The organism is Sagittula sp. P11 (assembly GCF_002814095.1).
Classification (GTDB): Bacteria; Pseudomonadota; Alphaproteobacteria; order Rhodobacterales; family Rhodobacteraceae; genus Sagittula.
In genome coordinates this window covers 723,713-746,631 of sequence record NZ_CP021913.1, presented here as the reverse complement: position 1 = coordinate 746,631, position 22,919 = coordinate 723,713, and the positions used below count along the sequence as shown (strand labels likewise).

Below are 22,919 nucleotides of genomic sequence, written 5' to 3'. Positions count from 1 at the left end.
CATGCGGCTGAAAATTTCCCACACGACCCGCTACGCCTTCGACGCTCCCGTGGTCTCCGGGCTGCAACAGCTCCGCCTGACGCCGCGCAGCGGCCGCAACCAGACGGTGACCGACTGGAAGATGACAATCACCGGCGGCAAGCAGGAACTCTCCTACGACGACCACCACCACAACAAGGTGAACCTCATCAGCTTCGACCGTGACGTGACGGAGGTCACAGTCCATTGCGAGGGGGAAGTCGAGGTAAGCGAGAACCACGGCGTCGTCGGCAAGCATGTCGGCCCCGTGCCGCTCTGGCTCTACAAGCGCCACACCCCGCGCACCAAGGCGGGCCCCGGCGTCAAGGCGCTGCTGCGCTCGGTCGAGGGCGAAACCGTGCTCGACCGCTGCCACAAGCTGATGGCGGCGCTGGGGGAGGCGGTGAAATACGAGACCGGCAGCTCCGAAAGCACATGGACCGCCGAAGAGGCGGTGACTGAGGGCCGCGGCGTCTGCCAGGACCACACCCATGTCTTCATCGCCTGCGCGCACGAGGCGGGCTGGCCCGCGCGCTACGTGTCGGGCTACCTGATGCTGGACGACACGGTGGCGCAGGACGCGATGCACGCCTGGGCGGAGGTCTTCGTGCCCGATCTGGGCTGGGTCGGCTTCGACGCCTCCAACCAGATGAGCCCCGACGAACGCTATGTCCGTGTGGCCATCGGCCTCGACTACAGCGACGCGGCGCCGGTCAACGGCCTCCGCGTCGGCGGCGAGACCGAGGCGCTGAACGTCGCCATAGAGGTCGCGCAGCAGTAGGCACCGGCCGGATCGGCCTTTCGCAGCGCATGTCCGGCCGGGCTTTCGGTCGGGCGGCGCGTGTGGTGCCGTCGCCCCGGCGGTGTCATCACCGGCTGTCCCCCGGCCTCCGGGCCCCGCAGTCCCGCGCATGTTCCGTGACGACATGCCGACCCGCGCCGAAAGCGGCTGCCCCATCCCCACGGCTTGACGCGCCCGGGTCTCGCGTCACCTGACGGGCGCCAAAGCCCAAACCGTGTCATTCCTGCCCCGGCAGGGCGCCGTGACCCCGCGACATATGCGATTGTCCGGACATCACACTTGATAACGCCGCCAACCAACCCCTAATGCTTGGTCCTTGTCGTGAGTCGGAAAGCAGAAGATGACCTATTGCGTGGGAATGATGCTCGATGGAGGCATGGTGTTCATGTCGGACACCCGGACAAATGCCGGGCTCGACAACATCTCCACCTTCAAGAAGATGACCATCTGGGAAAACCCCGGTGAACGGGTCATCACGCTCCTGTCCGCCGGCAACCTCGCCACCACGCAGGCCGTCGTCTCCGAACTCGATGAGCGACTGAAGGCGCCGTCCGAACGCTCGCCCTCGCTCTTGGCCGTGCCCTCGATGTTCCAGGCGGCGCGCCTTGTCGCCGACACCCTGCGCGAGGTCATCGACCGCCACGCCAACGTCGGCCAGCGCGCCGACACCGCCTTCAACGCCACGCTCCTTCTGGGCGGGCAGATCGCCGGCGGGCCGATGCGGCTGTTCCTGATCTATCCCGAAGGCAATTTCATCGAGGCCGGCGGCGACACGCCCTTCTTCCAGACCGGCGAGATCAAGTACGGCCGTCCGATCCTCGTGCGCGCCTACGATCCGAACATGACCTTCGAAGAGGCGATGACCCTCCTGCTGGTCAGCTTCGACTCCACCGTGAAGGCCAATCTGACCGTGGGCCTGCCCTTCGACTACCACTGCTACGAGAAGGACAGCCTGAAGATCGGTCACACCGGCCGCGTCCTGCAGGACGATCCCTACTTCCAGACGGTCAGCCAGGGCTGGGGCAACGCCCTGAAGGACGCGCTGGAACAGCAGCCGAAGTGGACCTTCGACGACGCGCAGAGAAACCCGGAAGACAAGGGCTAGGCCGCGCGCCTCAGCCCTCGTCCACCGGGATCACGCCGCTGTCCTTCGACTTGTGGTCCGGCTCCACGTGGATGGTCGTGCGCACGTCCGGCACCGTGCGGGCCATTTCCCGCTCCACCCGATCGCAGATCTCGTGGGCGTCGAAGACGCTCATCTCACCCGGCACCACAAGGTGGAACTCCACGAAGGTCGCGCTGCCCGCGTGGCGGGTCTTCAGGTCGTGCGCCTCCACCGCGCCGGTCGCCTGCGCCGAGATCACCGTGCGGATCTTCTCCTGCACGTCCTCCGGCACCGCCTCGTCCATCAGGCCCGACAGCGAGGCCATGACCACCGTGTAGCCCGACCACAGGATGTTCACCGCCACCAGCGCCGCCATGACCGGGTCGAGCACCCACCACCCGGTGAACAGCGCCAGCAGCACGCCGACCGCCACCCCGCCCGAGGTCACAACGTCCGCCCACAGGTGCTTGCCATCCGCCACCAGTGCCGGAGAGCGCAGCTTCCGCCCCTGCCGCACCAGCACATAGGCCCAGGCCGCGTTCAGCGCCGTGGCGCCGATGTTGACCGCGAGGCCCAGAAGCGGCGCGTCCAGCGGGCGCGGCGCCCAGAACCCCGTCCAGGCCTCGCGCAGGATCAGGAGCGCCGCCACGATGATCAGCACGCCTTCCAGCACCGCGCTGAAGTATTCCGCCTTGTGGTGGCCGAAAGGGTGGTTGGTGTCGGCGGGCATCGCCGCGACCCGGATCGCGATCAGCGCCGCCAGCGCCGTCGCAAGGTTCACCGTGCTTTCCAGCGCATCGGACAGCAGCGCCACCGATCCGGTCAGCGCCCAGGCCAGCAGTTTCAGCGCCAGCACCACGAGGCCGAGGAGGAGGCTGCCGATGGCCAGTTTCAGCTTGTTCGACATGCGCCCGACACCCCGCTCACCCAGTCCCGCGCGCGCCCCGAAGGGGCCCGCCCGCGCTTCGCTTACAGGGGCGGGCAGGGGGCCTCAACCCGTCATTGCCGCCAATGCAGGCGAACCTCCGCCACGCCGGCAAACCGGGCCAGCCGCGCCAGTTCCGCCTCAAGCCGCGCCATGCGCGCCGCGCTGTCGCGCACGCCCGGTTCCTGCCACAGGCGCGTCACGTCCAGCACGCCCCGCGCCCGGTCGGCCTTGGCCTCCAGCCGCCCCACGAAACGGTCGCCCTCCAGCAGCGGGAAGACGTAGTATCCCCACTGACGCTTTGCGGCGGGCACGAACATCTCCACCGTGTAATCGAAGCCGAACAGCCGCTTCAGCCGCACCCGGTCGCGGATCGCCGGATCGAAGGGGTTGAGGATGCGCAGCCCGCCGCCCGGGGGGCGGACCGCCTCCAGCCGGGCCTCGATGTCCGGGGCGGCCAGCGCCTTCGTCCATGTGCCGTCCGCCGACTCGACCTCCACCGGGACCCACCACGCGGCGTCCCGTTCGGCCCAGTCCGCCACCTCGGACACCTCCGCCGCCTCCCAGAACTTGCGCACCTCGCCGGTGGTGGCAAAACCCAGCCGCTCCAGCGCCGCGCGGCACAGCCAGTCTAGCTGTTCGCGGTCGGACACCTCCGCCCGGCGCAGATCCTCCGGAAACACCCGCTCCGCCAGATCGTAGACCTTGGTGAACCCGTCGCGGTGGCAGGTCGCAAGCTCGCCCGAATACCACAGGTAATCCAGCGCCTTCTTGTGCGGCGGGCGCACCCACATGTCGCGCTTGCCCTCCACCTTCGTGTCGAAATGCCGGGTCGACAGCGGCCCCTCGTCCGCGATGCGCCGCTTCACCTCGTCCAGCAGCGCCGGGTCGAACCCGCCGTACCATGCGGACCGGCGCACCATCTCGCGCTTGCGGCGGAACTGGCGCTGCCACATCGGCAGGAACTCCATCGGCAGCACCGAGGCATCGTGGGTGAAATGCTCGAACACCTCGCGCCGCGCCATCATGCGGTCCAGCATCGGCTCGCGGTAGTTGCGGTTGCGGCTCCAAAGAATGTGGTGATGGGCACGGCTGACCACCTGGATGCTGTCGAGCTGCACGAAACCCAGCGCGCGCACCATGGCGGCGGGGTCCGGCCTGCCGGCGGTCGGGGCATCCAGCCCGTGCGCGGCCAGCCACAGATGCCGGGCCGCGCGGTTGGGGATCTTCAGGGGGGTCACGGGGCCTCCGAACGTCTTTGGCGCCAAGGTGCAATGAGAACGAAAGGGGATCAACCCGCTTTATGCGGGTCCGGTGCGCGCATCCCGCGCTATGGACCTGCACCGATGTTTGCTACCCTTCCCACCCGAACCTGCAAAAAGGAGAGCGCGATGGCGGCCCTTGTTTCCTTCCGTTCCGTGGTCGACCCCGCGCATTGCGATTTCCTCGGCCACATGAACGTCTCGCGCTACTTCGCGGCCTGTTCCGACGGCGTCTTTGCCATCCAGTCCGAGATGGGCCTGACCGCCAGCGACATGCGCAGCGGGCGGCGGCTGTCCTTCGCCGTGGTCAACGCGCAAAGCGAGTTCCGCGCCGAACTGACGGCAGGCGACGCGATCCGGCTGGAAACCTCCGTCGTCACGGTCGGCACGAAGTCGATGACCTTCCGGCACCGGCTGATCCGCTCGGACGGCGAGTTGCTGGCCTTCGAGACGGTCTTCAAATGCGTGATGCTGAGCCTCGAAACCCGCCGCGCGGTGGAGGTGCCCGACGATGTCCGCGCCGCGGCAGAGCACTGGTTGGAGCCTGCCGGACAGGCCCGACAGGGCGGGTGAAACGGGGCCGCGGAACAGGTTAACGAAAAAGATTTCCGCGCAACGGTTTGCCGGACCCCGACTCGGGGCAAAGGTTAACAACCGGCCGGGAATCGGGGTCAAATCGGCCGGTTCGGCCCTTAATGCGGGGGGACCAGACGTTAAGATCCGTTAACCCGTTGCGAGTCCGGGGCAGGGGCCCCACCACATCCTGTGGCCAAACGACCGTGCGCCCCGTTAGACCCCCGCGCGCCCCGTTCACACGAAGGCGAGACGCGTTAGGTTTAATGGTCTCAGGCGCGTTCAGGGCGTGATCAGCGTCACACCCGGCATCCGCGCGATGGTCTCCAGATCGTCCTCGTAGATCTCCGTCAGCATGTCGATATAGGCCGCATCCCAGCCGGGCAGGTCCACGTCCTGCTCGATCTCCTCGTCCATGGCATACTTGTCGAGGAACGCCGCCATCACCCGCCGCTTCTGCCGTTCGTTGATGCCGGGGTTCTCCGCCAGGAAGGCGCGGAACCGCTTCATGCCTTCCTTGTCGATGATCTGCGCGAACAGATCGAAGGCGCCGCTGATCTTGCGGGTCATCTCGATCCCCGCCATCTCGCGGATGATCTGCCCCCAGATCAGCGGAGTATCCTCGTTGCACCAAAGGGTTATGGGCACCTGCGGCAGCGCGTCCCGGATCCGCCGGATCAGGTCGGACCAGCGCAGATGCATCGGATCGACCCCCGCCATGAAGGCCCCGAAACTGTCGTGCGGCGTCGCGGCAAAGGCCGCCGGAAGGAAGGTCGCCGGGTCGCGCAGGCCCATGTAAAGCTCGACCTCGTCGCCGTCGAAGATGTTCACCAGAGTCTGCAGCCGCGCCTCAGCCTTGAGGTACAAAAGCCCGTTCTGGAACATCAGCTTCGGCACGGAAAAGAAGTTGTCGTTCGACAGCACCAGCCGGTCGATCTTGCCCGGATCGTCCTGGATGATCGCGTCCAGCAGGATCTCGCGCGTTTCCGCGGACGGCTCGGTGCCCTTCAGCATGTTGATGGAATCGCCCAGCAATTTCCGGTACTTGGAGGGGCCGGGAATGGCCACGCCCTCGTGCCGCCAGGCTTCCGCATTGCGCAGGAGACACTTCAGCAGGCGGTCTTCGTCCGTGCAATGCACGCCGGTATGGAGGATCACCTGCATGGGCGGTTGGTCTTTCGGTTGCTCGACGTTGGCACTATAGGGATTTACCACGGGAGGAACACCACGCAAATGGGGCCCAGATGGCACTGACCGAGACACCGATCCGCCGCATGCGTCTTCCCAGCCGCTGGTCCGTGGGCGCCGTCCTGATCGCCGTGATCGTCGTCGCACCGATCGTCGCGGTTCTGGGCATCGCCCTGTTTCCAAGGGAAAACATCTGGCCGCACCTGCTGTCGACGACGCTGCCGCGCTACCTCTGGACCACCGCGCGGCTGATGTTCGGCGTGGGCCTGATCGCCGCGATGGTGGGCACCGGCGCGGCCTGGATGGTGGCGCGCTACGACTTTCCCGGACGGCGCTGGCTGGAGTGGCTTCTGCTGCTGCCGCTGGCGATCCCGGCCTACGTGGGCGCCTACGCGCTGGTCGACTTCCTCGAATACGCGGGGCCGGTGCAGACCGGGCTGCGCAACCTCTTCGGCTGGCAGACCTCGCGCGACTACTGGTTCCCCGAGATCCGCTCCCTCGGCGCCGCGATTCTGGTATTGTCCGCAGCGCTTTATCCCTACGTCTACCTGCTGGCCCGCGCCGCTTTCCGCGAACAGTCGGCCTCCTCCGAAGAGGTCGCCCGCTCGCTCGGCGCAGGCGCCTTCGGGCGGTTCTGGCGCATAGGCCTGCCGCTGGCCCGGCCCGCCATCGCCGCCGGCGTCGCCATCGTCATGATGGAAAGTATCAACGATTTCGGCACGGTGGACTACTTCGCCGTGCAGACCCTGACCACCGGCATCTTCTCCGTCTGGCTGGAATCCAACAACGCGGGCGGCGCTGCGCAGATCGCGTCTGTCGTGCTGTTGCTCGTCGTGCTGCTCGTGGTGCTCGAGAAGGTCTCCCGCCGCCGGATGCGCTTCTTCAACCTCTCCACCCGGCACCGCCCCGCCATGCGCAATCCGCTGACCGGCGCGCCCGCATGGATCGCCACCGCCGCCTGCGCCTTCCCGCTGGCCGTGGGCTTCGTGCTGCCCGCGGGCGTGATCCTCAGCCATGCGCTTGATAACGCGGAGTTCTGGACCGATACGGCGCTCTGGCGGGCAGGGCTGAACACCGCCGTCGTCGGGGGCTCTGCCGCGGTCATCACCGTGCTGGCCGCGATCTTCCTCGTCTACGGCGTGCGCCTGTCGGGGCAGAAGCTCCCGCGCCTCCTGATGCCGGTGACCACCATCGGTTACGCCGCGCCCGGCGCCGTGCTGGGGGTGGGCATCCTGATCCCGCTTGCCGCCATCGACAACACCATGGCCGACGCGATCTGGGGGGCGACGGGCTGGGACCCGGGGCTCGTGCTGACCGGCACCGCCTTCGCGCTGATCCTCGCCTACTGCGTGCGCTTCTTCGCCATCGCGCAGGGCGCGGCGGACGCCGCCATGGGCCGCGTCTCCCCGAACCTGCCGCTGGCCGCCCGGTCCCTTGGCCGGAGCGAGGGACAGGTGCTGACCGCCGTCTACTACCCGCTGATGCGCGCCTCTGTCGCCTCGGCCCTGCTGCTGGTCTTTGTCGACTGCGTGAAGGAGCTGCCCGCGACCCTTCTCCTGCGCCCCTTCAACTACGAAACGCTGGCCACGCGGGTGCACGAAAAAGCCTCCCTCGAAGCACTGGGAGAAGCCGCCCCGGCGGCGATCCTCGTCATCCTCTTCGGACTGGCGGCGGTGGGTATGCTCGCGCGCGCGAACCGGTAAGGGTTTCTTCAGGTTTGAAACGCAGGATGGTCGCCACGCGCAGGACGGTCATCCTCGATCCGGTGCCGGAGCAGTCGGTCGCCCGTAACCAGGACCAGATCATCGCCCGACCCGCCATCGACACGGTTCCACGCACCATTGCCTTAACCCGCGACGTTGTGCTGGTGCCGAGAGATGGTTCGCTGCGCCACAAGCCTGACGGTCTCGCGAGGCAGCGCGGCATTACTCAAGCCCCCCCATTCGCCGCCGCCCGACCCGGCAAAGGCGCCCCGCAAGACCCCGCGATGAACTTTGCCTATCGACAGGGAATTGGGATGGTGGTAGTCCGCACACCACCCAGCGAGTGCCCCTATAGCTCAGCTGGTAGAGCAACTGATTTGTAATCAGTAGGTCCGCGGTTCGAGTCCGTGTGGGGGCACCACTTTTACAAAGAAATTCAAAGTCTTGCCGGATTAGCGTTGTGCGTCCGTCCGACTGTCCGAATTTGTCCGACTCGGACGGTGCGGGGTTCGCAAAACGTTGCGTGCTATGATCCTACAAGAAGGGCGGAGTGCCGACCTTCGCTGCATCTCGGACGAACGGCAGAGATGCGCAGGAAGCGGCGTTTGCAAAGTCGCCAGCCGTTGTCGCCGATCTCTGCCAGTACGGACCATTACTGCCGTTCCTATCATGCGCAGAGGGTGTCCAGCCTTAGTGCTTTATTGACTTTGCTCCAGGGCATGCAGAGCACGATCATCATAGGTCAAAACCCGAATTTGTGTTTGCTGATCAGGACAGTGGCGGGTAGCGTCATTCTAAACTTCACAAGGTGTATTCATCGTGACTGAAAGCAACCAGAACGGCCAAGAACGTGAAATTCGGACTACAGCCGTAGATTTTTCGTTTGGCGAGCTCCTCAATCTTCATCGAGACAAAGAAATCATAATTCGTCCAGAATACCAAAGACTCTTCAGATGGACTAATGAGCAAAGATCGCGCCTCATTGAGTCTATCGTTATGGGTTTGCCAATTCCGCCAATCTTCCTAATTGAAAATGATAAAGGTGTCCTTGAGCTGATTGATGGTCTCCAAAGAACGAGTTCCGTACTCCAGTTCTTGGATCATGAGGCCATCAATCAGCCGGAACTGGTTCTTGAGGGGTGCGACTTTATCAAGGAATTAAACGGCAAGACGATAGATCAAATTGATACCGTGACCCGACTGAAGATTAAGCGGAGCCCTATCCGTGCAACGATCATTAACAAGTCTGGTGATGCGTTTGTGAAGTATGAACTCTTCAAGCGGCTGAACACTGGCGGCTCACTTCTTTCGGCTCAGGAAATACGAAACTGTTCTTCCCGCATGGTAGATGGCGGCGCAGACTTTTACGAAGTGCTTCAGAAGCTCTCCCAATTTTCGCCTTTTGCCTCGGCAACTTCGCGGCTTCCTGAAAGCATGGTGGAGCTTCGCGCCAATGAAGAACTAGTTCTTAGATTTTTTGCTCTGATGAATTCGAGAGACACATTTAAAGGTAATATCGAGGAGTGGCTGGATGGTTATATGGAGGCCGTCCTGTTCGGAGAGAAAAATTTTGATCCCATCGCCATGGATGAAGTATTCAAGACAACCTTTACTGCCATATTTGAAAAACTCGGCGATCAAGCTTTCACGCGTTTTAATACCCATGGCGAGGCAACCGGTCGCCTCGCCCCAGCCTACTATGAGGCGGTGTGTGCCGCGTTTATAGAGCGCGGACCCGATCTGAAAGATGTTCAGCCAAGCATTCTACTTGAACGCTTGAAGTCTGCATTTGACAGTGAGGATTTTAAGAACGCTACCGGACCTGGCGCCAATACTATCCCTAAGCTTCATCAGAGAATTAAAGTTGTGCGGGAGTATCTCTGTGACGAGATCCCCGCTTGATACAATCACCGAAGACTTGAATTGGCGAGAGGCAGAACTTGGCTCTTTGAAATTACTACTTTCAAGAGATGATGTTACTGAGCATCAAAAAGTTGTCCTGCTCCGCGCGTCGTGGGCGTTGCTATATGCTCATTACGAAGGTTTCTCAAAAACTTCACTGACTGTATTTTACGATTACGCCAAGAGATACGTTGCGAATTGTGGTTCGTTACCGATCAATACTAGATTATTCGCTCTTGAGAAAAAATTGAGAACACTGAGAAGTCTTTCCCCCGAGCCACTTTTAAATGAGTTGGAGAACTTTTCAACTATATTCTACGCCAGTGGACCAATATTTCCAGAAGTTGATACAAAGTCCAATCTCTGGCCAAACGTTCTTGAGGACCTCCTGAGAGATGCAGACATCTCTTTGACATCCCTTGATTTGCATCGAGTTAAGATCTCCACATTGGTAAATAGAAGAAACAATATCGCTCATGGCAAAAGGGACATTGTTGCAGAGGTATCATATTACCGAGGCTTCGAGTCAGCAGTCTATGATATAATGTACGAAATGGCCTTTAAGATTGATGAGCGTCTGAATTCAGCGCCCTACTCACAGTAGAGACGTCTATTTTACACTTTAAGCGTACCTGAGCCGTTTTACGTGTGCGTAGCGAAATTTAGCTCCGGCGTGAGTCTGTGGGTTCGGGAACTCGCAGATATAGGTCTGCTTTGGGCTGGGACCGGCCATCCGCCGCGCCCAGGACGAACGACCGCTCAGGGCCGGGCGCGACAGAATTGGGTATCTCAGGGCTACGGTGGTTTCGCGAGGAACCTGCGGTTCGTCACAAAGTGGAAAGAAGGCGGTGCAGCGTTACGATCAGCGCGGAGATCGCAAAGGCTGTGGCACGATCCTGCGCGTCGAACTGGTCCCAGTACGCCAAGGTCAAGGCAGCGGTCACACCGAAGGCAATGGCGACATAGGCCAGAAGGATATTCATGCCCTGCGTTCCTCGGCCGGGCGGCGTACCGCGGAGACGGCGCGCTGGGTGGCGGCGATCTGGGCCGGCGTGTAGATGCCCGCCAGCGCATCGCTGACGTCCACCCCGTTGCCCAGCACGTCGGCGATGTCGTCGCGTGTCGCGCCGCCCTGGCGGGCCAGAATGCCGAACGTGCGGCGCAGGTCGCGGAATTGCAGGGCCGGGCGCTTGATCGAGGGGCACGCCTTGCCGGCCGCGGCGCGGATCTCGGCCCAGCGTTTGCGGAACAGGTCACCGGACCATGGCGCGCCGGTCACGTCATCGAGCAGCAGGCGCACCTGGCCGTCGGCCGCGCCGGCGATCCGGTTGCGCAGCCTGGCCGCCACGTCCGAGTGCATCGGCACGATGCCCCGGTTGCCGCGCTTCTGGCGCTCCAGGTCCCACGTCAGGACCGGGCCGTCAGGCGTCTGCACGTCGCGCATTTCATCCAGCTCGCAGGCGATCACGTCGGCCTGGCGCTGACCGGAATACACGGCGAGCAGGATGGCGCAGGCCATATTGGGCCAGCCCTTGTCCTCGGCCGCCTTCACCAGTGCGTCCAGCTCGTCCCAGCTGGCGAACCGCTTGCGCCGCTGGATCGGTGCGACCTTGAGCTTGCTGCACGGGTTGCTGTTCTCCGGCCGCCAGCCGCGCAGCTCCGCGTGCGACATGAGGACGGACATGGACCGCACCAGCTTGCCGGCCATGGTTGGCGCCGTGGCCTCGATCCCCTCGTACCAGGTCCGCACGTCCGGCCGCGCGATCCGCGCGACGTGCGTCGTGCCCCAGCGATCCTCGATCCGCTTGAAGTCGGCCTCGTAGCCCTTGCGGGTGGAGGCGGAGAGCCGCTTGAACATGCTGGATCTGCAGTAATCCGCCCTGAGCGCCGCCAGCGTGCGGCCACCCGATCCGGCCCGACGCTTTGCCTTGCCGGCGGCGGCATCGCGCAGCTCCTCTGCGCGGCGCTTCGACCAGGTGGGGCGGTTGGCGTCCAGATCCTCCGGCGCGGCGCCCATGGCCCGCTGCGCGGGCGTAGGCTCCCACCAGAGGCGCCAGCTGCCGTCCGCCTTCTGACGCTGGCGCATCCCGAGCCCGCGCGGGAGAGAGGGAAACGGCGGCTTTGTCATCATTCCACCGGGCGCAAGAGTTCGAACAGGCTGGCCAGCGCGGCCTTGGCTTCTTCCGTGGCCTCGTTGTCCAGGATCATCCAGTCGACCACATCGGCGATCCAGTCGGCATCCGTGCGGCGCGCCAACTCCTCGATCATCTGCGCGGCTTCTTCGGTGTCGCCGAGCAGTGCCCGAGCGATTGCATTGCCGGTCACGTAGTGTTCAAATCCGACAGTCATGCCCGGCCCCCGCGCTCATGCTCCGGTGCCGGGCGGCCCTGCGGCTCCGGCCATTCCGGCGCGGTGCCGGTCTGTTCGCGGATGATCGCCGTGACAGCATCCCGCATCAGCGACATGAACATTTCCTTGGCCGTCCAGTCCTGAACAAATGCCATCTGGATCGAGCCGAGGAAGACCGCCCCTTTCATCGTGCCCGGTAGAGCGTAGTAGGCCACCCAAAGTGTGCCTTCCTCGCGGAAGGCGAGGCGTCCTGTCTGAACCTTGTCAGCCATTCGGCTTCTCCTTGCAGAACGCCCCCATCGCGCCGATCTGCGCGGCGGTCATGTAGAGCGCGCCGGCTTTCTGGACTGCCTGCGTCTCGGTGACTTCGAGCTTCTGCCCGTCGTGTTCGATGACGGTGCCCGCCGGAACCTGCTTGATCTGCAGGCCCGCCCAGACGGGCGCGGACAGGGGGTCATGTTTCTTCGGCTGATAGGGCCGATAGGCGGGATCGGCGTGCGGTCCTGCCATGCGGCCGTTGCGGCATTGAAGCGGTTTCTTCGTCATGGCCTGCCTCACATCCGGGCCGGAAAGGCGACCACGTTGCCGCCATGTGCCGGCGGGATCGGATCGCTTGCGGCCAGCCCGTCGACCCATGCGGCGACGGCATCGCGGCGCCACTTCATCGGGCGCAGCTGCGTCGGCATCGGCGCGGGAAACTCCTCGTCGCGCTCCAGCCGGTCGCGCGCCTTGAGGAACGCGGTCGCGTTGGAAAACCCGGTCATCGCCGCGACCTGGCTGGCGGTGATGAAGTCGGGGAAGCTGTCTATGATCGACTGTCTTTCGTCGGTGGACTGCATGGGCTGCGCCTCGCTGCCCCGGTCCGCGACCTGCCGGGGACTGTGAGTGGTGGCAAGGGCCGGGCGGGAGTAAATGCCCGGGGTCGCGCCCCTTGGGAAACCTGGGTTCCAGCGGCGGCTGCGCCGGGGAACGGTTGGGTTGAAGATCCGGGCAGGCTTGCGCCTCGGCCGCCCCGGGGGACCTCGTTCAGCTGCAGAAACCGAGCTGCTGCATACGCGCCAGATCATGCGCGAACATGGCGCGCCCAACGGCGAGGACGCGGGGCGTGCACAGCACCGCGCAGGCCGGATCGTCGGACAGATGCTGGGCGCTGGCCTCGATCTGCGCCGCCCAGGACATCATCACGTCGAGGGCGTGCTGCGCCCCGCGTGCCTCGGCCGTGCTGAGCGGCGCGGACAGCTGTGTGTCGGGCAACGCGCTGTCGGGAATGTCGCAGGATTTTTCGTAGAGCCGGAGCAGCTGGACCACGCCATGCATGCGGCGGTCATAGTTCGCCGTGTGGATCAGCTGGGCCATCAACCTTGCTCCGGCAGGTAGACCACGTTGTCGGCGGCCAAGGCGTTGATGGCGCGCATGTGCTGACGGCGGCGCAGGAGCTCCTCGGCCATGGGGCCAAACGCCATGAAGACCAGCGAGGCCTCCGAGTGATCGAGGACGTGGGAACCCGCAGTCTTGCGACCGAGCTGGGCAATAGCGACCAGGGCGTCATCGGCGATCTCGGCCGTGGCAATGCGCACCGGATCTTTCGGCTGTAGGGACATGGGCAAACCTCTTATGCGGAAGGATGCACAAGAGTTAGAAGTTGCGACCTTCTACTGTCAACGCAAAATGTGCGAAAAACGAAAATTTAAGGATACGGGTTCGCGGATGCTGCGCGAATGTTCGCTTCCCTGACGATATCGAGCGCCGTGTCTTTGGGCGCTTGAGCGCAAAGCCTCGCGGCGGTTTCGGATTTGGGGTTGATCGCGCAATAGGCGAAGGCCTCAAACATAACGTCTTCGGCAATGGTGCCGGGAGGGCAGGCGCCGCGGAGCTTTCCTCGGATGAGGCGCCACACGAAGCCGAGCTGAGATGAGAGTGCATAGCTTGGCCGAATGCGGGCGCCGGTAGGTTTGTGCACGATTTTCCAGCGCAGGCCGAGAAGTCGCTGGCTCACTTGGAAAACGTCATTCTCAAACAGAACCGGCATGGTCGAGATCCCTCCAGCTGGCAATTATCTTGCCTTGGATAGCGACGTTTTTGCCATCGACGACATGCACTGTGCGAGTACTTGGATCTGCAGTGCAGGCGATGAGAACGGGCGGCTCGTAACGTCTTAGGATCGTTGATGCTTCGCCCGTCTGCCAGTCGTAAATCCGTGCAACTACGATGTCTCCGCTTTTGCAGAGTTCGCTCTGATCTGTATCGACTAGAATGGTGTCGCCCGGAAGGTAGCCGTCCAAAACCATGGTGGGCTTGTTAATTGTCCAAGCGTTCACACCGGGTCGATTGACCCCAAAGGCTTCAAGCCGTCGGCTGAGTGTGTCGGCTTGGCTGGGCCGGGGTTGGAGCGGTGATACGTCTCCCTCGGCTGCGCCTATTCGAACCTGTTTCTGCTCTTCTGGTTCGAGGGCGCCAGCGTGCTCGAGAACTTCGTCTAGGGGGACTTGTAGCGCTCTGGCGAAAGCGCGCGCCCACTCAAGGCTCATTCGTCGCTGGCCTGTGTAGATGTGCGAGACCGCTGAGCGATCCCGTCCCATGATCGCGGCGATGTCGGCTGCGGTAACGCCGACCTTCTTCTGCTGAGCCTTGAACCACTTCTCATCCATGCCTCGCAGGTAACAACTCGTGACGCACATTGCGTCTGCGTTAAACGAAAAATATGCGTTGCAATGAGCGGCCCGATAAGTCTAAATCTGGCGTCATGAGTAACCACCTGACACCAACAGAAGTGTGCGTGCGCATATTTGGCGGCATTGAAAAGCTGGGGCCGATCTGTGGCTTGGGGCCAAAGACGGGTTACGGTTGGCTGCAGGCGACCAAGTATCGTTCGGCCGGCGATCTCGCGGGGCCATGCCAGCGTGCGCTGCTCAAAGAGGCCCGCAGTCGCGGTTTCGATCTAAGACCGGAGCACCTGATTTATGGAGCCACCGACCTCGAGGTGGATCGGATCATCAATGCTCGCCCTTTTAGGGCTGATCATCTCGGTGCTGTCCGCGGCGGCGATCTGCCGGACGTGGCGGCACAATGAATTCCCTGTCGGCATATCGCGCTTCTCCTCCTCCCGCGCGTTTGCTGGCTGCCCACCGCCGGGCACGTCCCCGTTCGGCGGCAACTGGCGCGGCGGTGCCTGGGCCCGCCGCGTCCTTCCATTCCCATCCGCTGGCCGGTGAGTTGCCCGGCTGGCGTCGATCCCGTGGGGCTGCCGATGGGCAAACCGGCAGCCCCGCGTTGGACCGGAGGGCGCCATGGACCGTGTGCTGACCTCCCTCAAATTCCAGGCCCTGACCGTCGCCCTCAACCTCAAGGCCGATACGCTGCAGGCGCGGGATCTCGATCGCCTGCTGGACCTCGCCGTGCTGGTCGTGCCGCCGGGGCATCCGGTTGTGCGCGCCATCGTCGGGTTTCACGGCAAGGTCCTCGATGCGGCGGGAGACCCGGCTGCGCTGACCGCCCTGGCGGACGATCTGCTGACCTACATCGACGCGGCCAACATGCCGGAAACCCCCGATCAAGACAGGAGGGACATTTATGGCTGATCCAAAAATGTCGCCATGGGATCACGTACTGGTGCACGCGCTGCAGGCGGTCATCCTGCAGCCGTGGTCGGACAATGTGAACGACGAAATGCTGCTGGCGGTGCTGTCCGACGCCTGCCACCACGCCACCGCCGAGGCGCCCCAGGTGCGCCGGCTGCTGGAGATCGCAGAACGGATCATGCTGCAGGCGAAGTCGCCGCGCCGGCACGACATCAAGGCGCGCTCCGAACACGAGGCGCGGCTTGCGCTGCACGCCTTCCATATGTGGCGCCTGGGCGAGGCCCAAGCCTTCATCCGCCGCCGCACTCAGACGGAGGAGGAAGCCGCATGAAGCCCCTCATCCGCACCGCCCACGAAGATGCCTCCGCCGCGCTGCGCTACGCGCTGACAGACATCACATCGGCTGACCCGAAGACAAGACTGCTGCTGCTGTTCACCGCTATGCGCGAGGAGCTGATCGCCGAGGGCTGGCGGCCGTGCTTCGGCATTGTGAACGGCCGCTTCGAAATGAGCGTCCATGTTGGCGATCTGGCCGTTCCGGGACGGCCTGAAAGTATCAACCTGCTGACCGAAACTGGCGATGTTGAGGTAGAGGCCAATCCTGCGGCGGTGTTGGCGACAAGAACAACGCCATGAGCCGCGCGACCTATTCCCTCGACGAGATCAAGTCGATGTTGCTGGGACAGCTCGAGGGCGTGGTGAATTACTACGCGCCGCCCGGCCCCGGCACGTACCGTGACAAGGGGGAATACTGGACGCTGAACCCCGGCCGCGCGGATCGGCACGTTGGTTCCTTCAAGGTCACGATGATCGGCGTCAATGCCGGGCGCTGGAAGGATTTTGCCACCGGATCGAGCGGCGACCTGATCGACCTGATCGACCTGGCGCTTCACGGCGAAGGTCGCAAGGATCTTTCGGCCGCCATCAAGGAGGCGAGATCCTTCCTTGGTCTGGGCGCGAAAGATCCTGGGCGCGAGCGGATGCTGCGCGAGGCGGCCGAACGTGCCGCCAAGGCGCGCAAGCAGGCAGAGCAGGACGCCGCCGAGAAGGAGGAGAAGCGCCGGCGGACGGCACACAGGATCTTCCTTAGTGGGCAGGAGCGGCTGCGTGGCACGCCGGTCGAGGCATATCTGCGGGACGCGCGGGGCATCGACCTGGCGGCGCTCGGCCGGCAGCCGCGCTGCATGAGGTTCGTGCCGGAGTGCTATTATCAGCATGTCGACAAGGAAACCGGCGAGGTGATCGAAGGTCGCTGGCCGGCCATGGTCACCGCGATCCACGACCGCAACGGCAAGTTCGTCGCGGTGCACCGAACCTACCTCGAGCTGCATGACGGGCGCTGGGGCAAGGCGCGTGTGCCCGAGGCAAAGAAAGTGCTGGGCCGGTACGGCGGCTGCGGCATCAACGTCTGGCGGGGCATCGGGCCAAAGGGTGGCAAGCCGGTGAGCCTGTCGATGTGTCCGCCCAGAACGCATGTCTATGCGACGGAGGGGATCGAGGACGCACTGAGCGTCGTCGCCCTGCTGCCGCATGTGCGGGTGGTTGCGGCGGTCAGCCTCGACAACCTGGCACAGCTCTGGCTGCCCCGCAACGTCTCGGATCTGACGATCGTGGGAGACAATGACCCCGGCGAAGAGGCGCAGGAGGCGCTCCGGGCGGGCGTGCGCGCCCACCAGGACCGCGGCCGGCGTGTGCGGCTGTTCAAGAACGCATGGGGTGGCAAGGACCTGAACGATGCGCTGCGAAGCGCCAACAAAACCAAGGGCATTGAGGGAAATCATGACACAGGCGGGACCCGAACAGCCCACACCGGATGAGGTGCGGGCTGCGCTGGAGGGCGCTCCGGTGCAGGACTACGACGAGACCGAGGACGGCGATGGCGGGAACGCGGCCGAGCTGCGCGGCCGCATCCGTGACGCGCGGGGCCAGCTGCTCGAGGGCTGCCCGGTGGTCGCATTGGGGGTGCGTGGCGATCATGCCTACTTCCTCGATGCGCTGGGGCAGATGCGACACGCCAAGGATCTCAAGCTGCAGTTCATCGCGTCACTGTTCGCGGCCAACTTCGACTATCTCTGCAACGCTTTCCCTGTTTTCACGAAGGACGACGAGGGCGTGGTCAGGCGCAAGCCCAGCGAGTTCAAGGGCAACGCGGCATCGCACGCCCTTTGGCGGGCCGCGGGCGAGTGCGGGGTGTTCAACCCGGACAACACGGTGCGCGGGTCCGGTGCCTGGCTCGATGACGATGGCGAGCTGGTCTATCACCTGGGCGACGTGGTGTTCTACAAGAACCAGCTTCTGCCGCCGGGACGTATCGCCGGGAGGATCTACCAGGCCGAGCACCCGCTGCCCCGCCCCTCGACGAAGGGCCCGGACCCAGCCGAAGATATCCTTGACACATTGGAAACGTGGAATTGGGCGGTGCCCGATCTGCACCCGTTTGTTGCCCTGGGCATGATCGCAATCCAGATGATGGGCGGCGCGCTGCGCTGGCGGCCGACCTTCTGGCTGACTGCACCGGCCGCGTCAGGCAAGTCCTCGTTTCAGGAGCTGCTGCAGCACCTGCACGGCGAAGCCTTGATCCACTCGGTCGACACAACCAAGTCGGGGATCACCTCGCGTATCCGGCAGTCTTCGCTGCCGGTCACGGTCGACGAGCTCGAGCCCGGCGACGAGCGGTCGAACAAGGAACGCGAGATCATCAACCTGGCGCGCCTCGCCAGCTCCGGCGGCGACTGGTCGCGCGGATCTCCGGACCAGGCGTCGATTGGCGGCAAGGTTTATTCGGCATTCATGTTCTCGTCGATCCTCATTCCCGGGATCATGAAGACGCAGGATCTGCAACGCCTCATCCGCCTGGACATGAACCGCATCGAGGACACGCGCGGGCTGTCGCTGTCGCCCAGGACCTGGCGCGCGCGTGGCGTTCGTCTGAAAGGTCGGCTGATCGAGCGATGGGCCACGCTGCCGGAACGTATCGGGGTTTTCCGCCACGCCCTCGAGGAGGAGGGCGTGACCGGCCGGAACGCGGACAACTGGGAAATCGTGCTCGCCATGGCCGACATGGCGAAGGACCGCGACGTTGCCTCGGCCGAGGTCGCGCGGGCATGGGCGCGCAAGGCTGCGCTGCAGGTGCAGGCGGATCGGGATGACGTCACGAACGACGCGGACGCGCTGATCGCGCACCTTTTGGGGCAGGTGATGGACCCATTCCGTCGCGGCGAACAGTGGACCGTGGCACAGTGGATCATGGTTGCGGCGGGCCTGAAAGGCGCCCCGTCGCAACTGCTGCCGACTACCGGAGACGCCGCATTCCAGATTGAAGACCGCCGCAAACGCGCCACCGAAGTGCTGCGGCAATACGGGCTGGGCGTCTATATGGAGGACGAGCAGACGCTGTTCATCGGCAACCGCGGGCCGATGCTGTTGGGCAAGCTGTTCGAAGGTTCGCAATGGTCGGGCGGTGCCTGGGCGCAGTCCGCGCGACGTATCCCGCGCGCCTACGTGCCGAAGACCACAAAAACGCTGGCAGGTGTCACCACACGCGGAACCATGATCCCGCTAACCTCGATCCCGTCGCTTCACGCCTTCCCTGATAACCCGTCCGACGCAAAAACCGCTGCCACGGAACGTGACGGCGGGCAGGTCGACAACTTCGAGCACTTCTGATGTTACTGCAGGCGCCAGTCCTCCGGCCAGCGGCGAACGTCCAGCCGCGCCAACAGATCCAGAACGCGCAGGGCGTAGGTCGGGAACCCCTCAACGCGCCAGACCTTCACACGCCGATCACTGACGCCGAGCCCGCGCGAAAGCCAGCGGTTCAGCCCGTACCCGCTCGCAGGTCCGCCCGCCCGCTCGAATTGCGCGAGCGCCCGCGCGTAGTCGGGGTGTTTCGTGGTCGTGTCCATGGTCCGGCCTCCGGTGTCGCTGGCAATCTCTGCCGGGGTGATCTATCTTTTTCAGGTCCGAACGTCTCGGGCAAGCCCTGCGCGGTCTGGCAACGGCGCGGGGCAGAGGGGCGGGGCATCGCGCCCCGCCCTTTGTGCCGCTCAGGCCGCCTTCAATTCCGCGAAACGTTCCGTGAGTGTCCACAGGGCGCGGTTGAGCGCGCGGCTCTGGTCGATGCCCTTGACCTCGCGCACCTTCTGCCGACGCCGCTGGCCGCTGGCGGTGCGCGTCATGCCACGCTGTCCGCCCCGGATCACGTTCTCTTGCACAACGTTCAAGGTCGTGAACAGGTCGGCGGCGCGGTCATCGACGCGGCGGGGGCGCAGCAGGGCGTCGGGCGTGATGGGCGCCGCCTCGGGCGTCTCAGCGTCGGGAAACCGCAGCGTGTGCGCGGCAGCGGCGAAGGCGGCGCGCTCTTGCTCCGTGGTCTGAACCCCCTGAAACCGCCGCACTTGATCGGTCAGCGCGGGGGCATCCTCGAGGACGCGATAAGCCCCTTCGATGACCTCGCCCACCGCGTCGCCCGTGTGGCGGACCTTCACGTCCTCGAACGTGTCGCCGACCATGAGACCATTCGCGCAGACGAAGCGGAAAAAGCCCGGTATCATCTGGTAGGCGCTGCTGCCGTCATGGCTGTTTACCATGATGATTTCGAACGCCTGCCCCTGCGCGTTCATCAGCCCGCGATGCCGCATCCGCAGCATGTGCTTGGTGTGCCCCTCGCGGCCCTCTGTCCGCGTCAAAGCCTGCTGCGCGCTGAACACGTCGAAACCCTCGCGGCGCAGGCCGCGCACCACGTTGATGGTGGGCACGTAGGCGTAACGATCCGAGCGGCTTTCGTGGGCGTCCTCTGCGAAGATCGACGGCACCGCCGCCCGCAGCACATCCTCAGACAGCGGCTCGAAACCGCGCGCCGTGATCGCGCCCCCGTTGCTCATTCCGTTCATGTAACGTTGCATGGTCTTTTCCCTTCGTCTCAGGTTTCCCGCGCGGTCTGGCTTGCGCGGTCATGTGCCGGTCTGGCGCATGGGATGGGGGCGGCTGCGCCGCCCCTCACCGATGCGTCATTCAGCCGCCAGTGCGAGCGTCGGCGCGCTTGCCGCAGCGTCAGGCAGCCCCGCGAAGTAGGGCGGCAGCCAGTGCGCGGCTTTGGCCCGCTCCACCAGATCGGCCTTGCCTTCCTTCATGGCAGCGGCGGCATCGTCGCCCGTCAGACCGAGGACCGCGTGCACAAGGTCCGTTTTCGTCATCCGCGCGAGGTATGCGGCGCGGTCATCGTCCGACCATGCGTCCCACATCGACACCTTGAGGACGTGGGCCAATTCGACCGCCTGCGCCTTGGGCGTGTCGCGCGTTGCCATGCGGTAATCGTGGGCGGTCACGTCGATCTGCCCCGCCACGAAAGCGGCGAACAGGCGTTGCTTGTCGGCCCCTCCCATGTCGCGCACGAAGGAAAAAATCGTGGTTCCGTCGAAGTCTTCCGGCAGCAGGTCGTTAAAGGCGTCCTCCAGCGCGGGATGGGTCGCGATGCTGGGGCACAGCCGGATCAAAAGGTCCGTGCGGCCCTCGTGCACGATTTCCACGATCCAGCGCGCCAAGGTCAGGTCGAAAGCGGTCTGGAAGTCATCGGCCAGCGCGGTTTCCAGCGCCGTATTCAGCGCCGCCGCCGCGTCGTCAAGCATGGGCTGCGTTGGTGCCTTGGTCTCCGTCTCCGGGTCAACCTCCGGTGCCGCCATGACCTCCGGTGCCGCGTCGTCGTCCTGCGGTGCCGCCATGACCTCCGGTGCTGCGTCGTCGTCGTCCTGCTGTGCGGCCCGCTGGGCGTCTTCCCACGCCTCATAGTCCGCGTCGAGGACAAGCGGCCCGTTGACTGTCACGGCGCCGTAGCCTGTCACCGTCACCGTGTAGCCGAGCGGGACCGGCGCGGGCTGGGTCGGGTCTTCGTCCCACCAAGAAGCATTCACGGCGGCGCGAGAGTAAAGCGAGGTTTCGACCCATGCCGCCCCCTCGCGCCGCAGGTCCGCCGCCTTTTCCGCGATCACCTCGCGCAGCAGCGTTACAACCAAGGCTCCGTCAACCTCGCGCTCGCCGTCATTGGTGAACAGGTCGCCCGCGAAGTTGCCGCCCGCAGCCGTGTAGGCATCCGCGCCGAGCGCCTTGAAAAGGCGGTGCGTCTCCGTCATCCGCTCGCGCCCGCTGGTGCCCTTGGTCTTAGCCGCGATCCGTTGCTTAATGCTTCGGCTGGGGCACTGGATGGAGACTTCCCCGAAAACATCCATCTGCACCCCGTGGTCAGGCGTCGAGGCATAGGCGAATGCCTGCGCCTCAGACAGGGCACCGGAGGCGACGGCGGCGCGGATCGGCATGGCGAGGCGCTGCAGCGTCAGCACCTTGGAAACCTCGTTTTCCGTGGTGCCGAAGCGGGCGGCGATCACATCCGCCGCCATGCCGCGCCGCACAAAGGCGGCAATGGTGCGCATCCGGTCAAGCGGATGCATGGGCAACTGGCCCGCGTTTTCCGCGTAGCTGATCGCCCGCCGGTCTTCGTCGTTGGTGGTGGCATCGACCACGCGGCAGTCGACATTCTGCGACCACGCGCCCCGGTCAGCCAGCAGGCGGATCGCGGCGAGGCGGCGCGCGCCTGCGTCCACCTCGTAGCCTTCGCCAGCCTTGAAGACCGTAAGCGGCTGGATAAGCCCCTGCGCCTCGATCTGGGCCGCAAGGCTTTCGATCCCCTTGCCGCGCCCCATGGCGCGGACGTTCAGGCGAGAGCATGTCAGCTTTTCGAGCGGAATTTTGCGGTTGGTGAAAGTCATGGTCTTTTCCTTTGGTCTCGGGTTTCCCGCGCGGTCTGGCTTGCGCGGTCATGTGCCGGTCTGGCGCATGGGATGGGAGCGGCGGCGCCGCCCCTCACCGATGCGTCAGTAACCCAGCGCCTCGCGTGTATCGTTGAGGCTGAAAAGGCCGGTTTTCGGGTGGCGGCGAATGCGGCAATGGCCGTCCTCTTCGCCCAGCTGATCCCGCAGGCTGGCCGCTTTGTTGCCGTGGCAAAGGACACCGGCGCAGCCGTGTTCGCGGGCGATCCGGTCAAGCTGGTCGAAGGTCAGGCGATAGTCGGTCATGGGTCTTTCCTTTCGTCTCAGGTGGGCCGCTCGGTCTGGCTTGAGCGGTGGGCACAGCTACGCCCCGACCCACTAGATAGGGCCGTTTCTTCCCATTGTGAAGGGGTCGAAACTTCCCAATTCATCACGAATTGTTACAGGTGGCAGGCAACGCCCAGGACAACGCCCGCGCCCTGGGCGGCATCTGTGCCGCCGCTCGCCCGCGTCATCATGGCCCACCTCTTGCCGCGCGCCGCAGGTGGCCGCTTGCCCCACACCCCTTGGCATGCCATGATTTCGCGAGGGGTGACGCCTGCCGATTGGGTCAGGGGCCAAAACACCAAAACACACGGGCGACCGACTGTTTTGGTCGATGTTTTGGCAATTTTTCCAGTCATCCCAAACACTTACCCGCCAGCCAAAACACCAAAACGCGAAATCGCGCCCCCCTCATGCACATGCGCTTGC

General features: G+C 64.4%; 29 protein-coding genes and 1 tRNA gene. 13 read left to right on the top strand and 17 right to left on the bottom strand.

Annotated elements, in window-relative coordinates; translation table 11 throughout:
- Window position 1 precedes the first annotated feature (1 nt).
- Both CDO87_RS03630 and CDO87_RS03625 read left to right on the top strand, forming a co-directional pair.
- Window positions 2-799: a transglutaminase family protein gene (locus tag CDO87_RS03630; protein WP_100927502.1), complete on the top strand. Its 798-nt coding sequence runs from the start codon at window positions 2-4 to the stop codon at window positions 797-799.
- A gap of 361 nt (window positions 800-1,160) precedes the next feature.
- Window positions 1,161-1,925 carry a proteasome-type protease gene (locus CDO87_RS03625; protein ID WP_198521809.1) on the top strand — a complete coding sequence of 255 codons (765 nt, stop codon included), beginning with the start codon at window positions 1,161-1,163 and terminating at the stop codon, window positions 1,923-1,925.
- Between the two features lie 10 nt (window positions 1,926-1,935).
- Here the strand turns inward: CDO87_RS03625 and CDO87_RS03620 are convergent, their stop codons facing one another.
- Both CDO87_RS03620 and CDO87_RS03615 read right to left on the bottom strand, forming a co-directional pair.
- Window positions 1,936-2,832, bottom strand: coding sequence for a cation diffusion facilitator family transporter (locus tag CDO87_RS03620; RefSeq protein ID WP_100927500.1), 897 nt, complete (start codon window positions 2,830-2,832; stop codon window positions 1,936-1,938).
- A 92-nt stretch (window positions 2,833-2,924) separates the two neighbouring features.
- Window positions 2,925-4,091 (bottom strand): winged helix-turn-helix domain-containing protein, encoded by a 1,167-nt coding sequence (locus CDO87_RS03615; RefSeq protein WP_100927499.1) that lies wholly within the window; start codon window positions 4,089-4,091, stop codon window positions 2,925-2,927.
- 150 nt (window positions 4,092-4,241) lie between these two features.
- Here CDO87_RS03615 and CDO87_RS03610 point away from each other — a divergent pair, with 150 nt between their 5' ends.
- Window positions 4,242-4,685 (top strand): thioesterase family protein, encoded by a 444-nt coding sequence (locus CDO87_RS03610; protein ID WP_157814915.1) that lies wholly within the window; start codon window positions 4,242-4,244, stop codon window positions 4,683-4,685.
- 282 nt (window positions 4,686-4,967) lie between these two features.
- On the opposite strand, the gene CDO87_RS03605 is transcribed toward CDO87_RS03610, so the two are convergent.
- Window positions 4,968-5,849: a hypothetical protein gene (locus CDO87_RS03605; protein WP_100927497.1), complete on the bottom strand. Its 882-nt coding sequence runs from the start codon at window positions 5,847-5,849 to the stop codon at window positions 4,968-4,970.
- A gap of 80 nt (window positions 5,850-5,929) precedes the next feature.
- Here CDO87_RS03605 and CDO87_RS03600 point away from each other — a divergent pair, with 80 nt between their 5' ends.
- The 4 genes from CDO87_RS03600 to CDO87_RS03585 all read left to right on the top strand — a co-directional run bounded on the left by CDO87_RS03600 (window position 5,930) and on the right by CDO87_RS03585 (window position 10,082).
- On the top strand, window positions 5,930-7,576 hold the full coding sequence (locus tag CDO87_RS03600) for an iron ABC transporter permease (RefSeq protein ID WP_100927496.1): 1,647 nt from the start codon (window positions 5,930-5,932) through the stop codon (window positions 7,574-7,576).
- A 345-nt stretch (window positions 7,577-7,921) separates the two neighbouring features.
- Window positions 7,922-7,997 (top strand) — tRNA-Thr (locus tag CDO87_RS03595).
- 398 nt (window positions 7,998-8,395) lie between these two features.
- The gene (locus tag CDO87_RS03590) at window positions 8,396-9,478 is read left to right on the top strand and encodes a DUF262 domain-containing protein (RefSeq protein WP_100927495.1); all 1,083 of its coding nucleotides are present in this window, start codon (window positions 8,396-8,398) and stop codon (window positions 9,476-9,478) included.
- On the top strand, window positions 9,459-10,082 hold the full coding sequence (locus CDO87_RS03585) for an MAE_28990/MAE_18760 family HEPN-like nuclease (RefSeq protein ID WP_100927494.1): 624 nt from the start codon (window positions 9,459-9,461) through the stop codon (window positions 10,080-10,082). The genes CDO87_RS03590 and CDO87_RS03585 overlap by 20 nt, the downstream gene beginning before the upstream one ends.
- Window positions 10,083-10,305: 223 nt before the next feature.
- On the opposite strand, the gene CDO87_RS26665 is transcribed toward CDO87_RS03585, so the two are convergent.
- From CDO87_RS26665 to CDO87_RS03540, 10 genes are all read right to left on the bottom strand, one after another.
- Window positions 10,306-10,461, bottom strand: coding sequence for a hypothetical protein (locus CDO87_RS26665; RefSeq protein ID WP_157814914.1), 156 nt, complete (start codon window positions 10,459-10,461; stop codon window positions 10,306-10,308).
- Window positions 10,458-11,606 carry a tyrosine-type recombinase/integrase gene (locus CDO87_RS03580; protein WP_157814913.1) on the bottom strand — a complete coding sequence of 383 codons (1,149 nt, stop codon included), beginning with the start codon at window positions 11,604-11,606 and terminating at the stop codon, window positions 10,458-10,460. The genes CDO87_RS26665 and CDO87_RS03580 overlap by 4 nt, the downstream gene beginning before the upstream one ends.
- Window positions 11,606-11,827, bottom strand: coding sequence for a hypothetical protein (locus CDO87_RS03575; protein ID WP_100927492.1), 222 nt, complete (start codon window positions 11,825-11,827; stop codon window positions 11,606-11,608). Before CDO87_RS03575 ends, CDO87_RS03580 begins: the two co-directional genes overlap by 1 nt.
- Complete coding sequence (locus CDO87_RS03570) at window positions 11,824-12,099, bottom strand: hypothetical protein (RefSeq protein ID WP_100927491.1); 276 nt, start codon at window positions 12,097-12,099, stop codon at window positions 11,824-11,826. Before CDO87_RS03570 ends, CDO87_RS03575 begins: the two co-directional genes overlap by 4 nt.
- The gene (locus tag CDO87_RS03565; RefSeq protein WP_100927490.1) at window positions 12,092-12,373 is read right to left on the bottom strand and encodes a hypothetical protein; all 282 of its coding nucleotides are present in this window, start codon (window positions 12,371-12,373) and stop codon (window positions 12,092-12,094) included. Before CDO87_RS03565 ends, CDO87_RS03570 begins: the two co-directional genes overlap by 8 nt.
- An 8-nt stretch (window positions 12,374-12,381) precedes the next feature.
- Entirely contained in the window at window positions 12,382-12,666 is a 285-nt protein-coding gene (locus CDO87_RS03560; protein WP_100927489.1) for an AlpA family transcriptional regulator, read from the bottom strand.
- 187 nt (window positions 12,667-12,853) lie between these two features.
- The gene (locus CDO87_RS03555; protein WP_100927488.1) at window positions 12,854-13,183 is read right to left on the bottom strand and encodes a hypothetical protein; all 330 of its coding nucleotides are present in this window, start codon (window positions 13,181-13,183) and stop codon (window positions 12,854-12,856) included.
- Window positions 13,183-13,428, bottom strand: a complete 246-nt coding sequence (locus CDO87_RS03550; protein ID WP_157814912.1) for a hypothetical protein — start codon at window positions 13,426-13,428, stop codon at window positions 13,183-13,185. Before CDO87_RS03550 ends, CDO87_RS03555 begins: the two co-directional genes overlap by 1 nt.
- Window positions 13,429-13,514: 86 nt before the next feature.
- Window positions 13,515-13,856, bottom strand: coding sequence for a hypothetical protein (locus tag CDO87_RS03545; protein WP_100927486.1), 342 nt, complete (start codon window positions 13,854-13,856; stop codon window positions 13,515-13,517).
- On the bottom strand, window positions 13,840-14,475 hold the full coding sequence (locus CDO87_RS03540) for a LexA family transcriptional regulator (RefSeq protein ID WP_157814911.1): 636 nt from the start codon (window positions 14,473-14,475) through the stop codon (window positions 13,840-13,842). Before CDO87_RS03540 ends, CDO87_RS03545 begins: the two co-directional genes overlap by 17 nt.
- A gap of 95 nt (window positions 14,476-14,570) precedes the next feature.
- On the opposite strand from CDO87_RS03540, the gene CDO87_RS26660 reads away from it, so the two are divergent.
- From CDO87_RS26660 to CDO87_RS03510, 6 genes are all read left to right on the top strand, one after another.
- The gene (locus CDO87_RS26660; RefSeq protein WP_157814910.1) at window positions 14,571-14,897 is read left to right on the top strand and encodes a hypothetical protein; all 327 of its coding nucleotides are present in this window, start codon (window positions 14,571-14,573) and stop codon (window positions 14,895-14,897) included.
- Window positions 14,898-15,114: 217 nt separating this feature from the next.
- On the top strand, window positions 15,115-15,405 hold the full coding sequence (locus CDO87_RS03530) for a hypothetical protein (protein WP_100927483.1): 291 nt from the start codon (window positions 15,115-15,117) through the stop codon (window positions 15,403-15,405).
- On the top strand, window positions 15,398-15,736 hold the full coding sequence (locus tag CDO87_RS03525; RefSeq protein ID WP_157814909.1) for a hypothetical protein: 339 nt from the start codon (window positions 15,398-15,400) through the stop codon (window positions 15,734-15,736). The genes CDO87_RS03530 and CDO87_RS03525 overlap by 8 nt, the downstream gene beginning before the upstream one ends.
- Entirely contained in the window at window positions 15,733-16,041 is a 309-nt protein-coding gene (locus CDO87_RS03520) for a hypothetical protein (RefSeq protein WP_100927481.1), read from the top strand. The genes CDO87_RS03525 and CDO87_RS03520 overlap by 4 nt, the downstream gene beginning before the upstream one ends.
- Window positions 16,038-17,222, top strand: coding sequence for a toprim domain-containing protein (locus tag CDO87_RS03515; RefSeq protein ID WP_100927480.1), 1,185 nt, complete (start codon window positions 16,038-16,040; stop codon window positions 17,220-17,222). The genes CDO87_RS03520 and CDO87_RS03515 overlap by 4 nt, the downstream gene beginning before the upstream one ends.
- Window positions 17,223-17,250: 28 nt before the next feature.
- Window positions 17,251-19,071, top strand: coding sequence for a hypothetical protein (locus tag CDO87_RS03510; protein WP_157814908.1), 1,821 nt, complete (start codon window positions 17,251-17,253; stop codon window positions 19,069-19,071).
- Window positions 19,072-19,073: 2 nt separating this feature from the next.
- On the opposite strand, the gene CDO87_RS03505 is transcribed toward CDO87_RS03510, so the two are convergent.
- From CDO87_RS03505 to CDO87_RS03490, 4 genes are all read right to left on the bottom strand, one after another.
- Window positions 19,074-19,310 carry a hypothetical protein gene (locus CDO87_RS03505; RefSeq protein ID WP_100927478.1) on the bottom strand — a complete coding sequence of 79 codons (237 nt, stop codon included), beginning with the start codon at window positions 19,308-19,310 and terminating at the stop codon, window positions 19,074-19,076.
- A gap of 141 nt (window positions 19,311-19,451) precedes the next feature.
- Window positions 19,452-20,309 carry a DUF932 domain-containing protein gene (locus CDO87_RS03500; RefSeq protein WP_100927477.1) on the bottom strand — a complete coding sequence of 286 codons (858 nt, stop codon included), beginning with the start codon at window positions 20,307-20,309 and terminating at the stop codon, window positions 19,452-19,454.
- 105 nt (window positions 20,310-20,414) lie between these two features.
- A complete protein-coding gene (locus tag CDO87_RS03495; RefSeq protein WP_100927476.1) occupies window positions 20,415-22,166 on the bottom strand; it encodes a ParB/RepB/Spo0J family partition protein in 1,752 nt (583 codons plus the stop codon).
- Window positions 22,167-22,271: 105 nt separating this feature from the next.
- Window positions 22,272-22,472: a hypothetical protein gene (locus CDO87_RS03490; protein ID WP_100927475.1), complete on the bottom strand. Its 201-nt coding sequence runs from the start codon at window positions 22,470-22,472 to the stop codon at window positions 22,272-22,274.
- Between the last annotated feature and the right edge of the window lie 447 nt (window positions 22,473-22,919).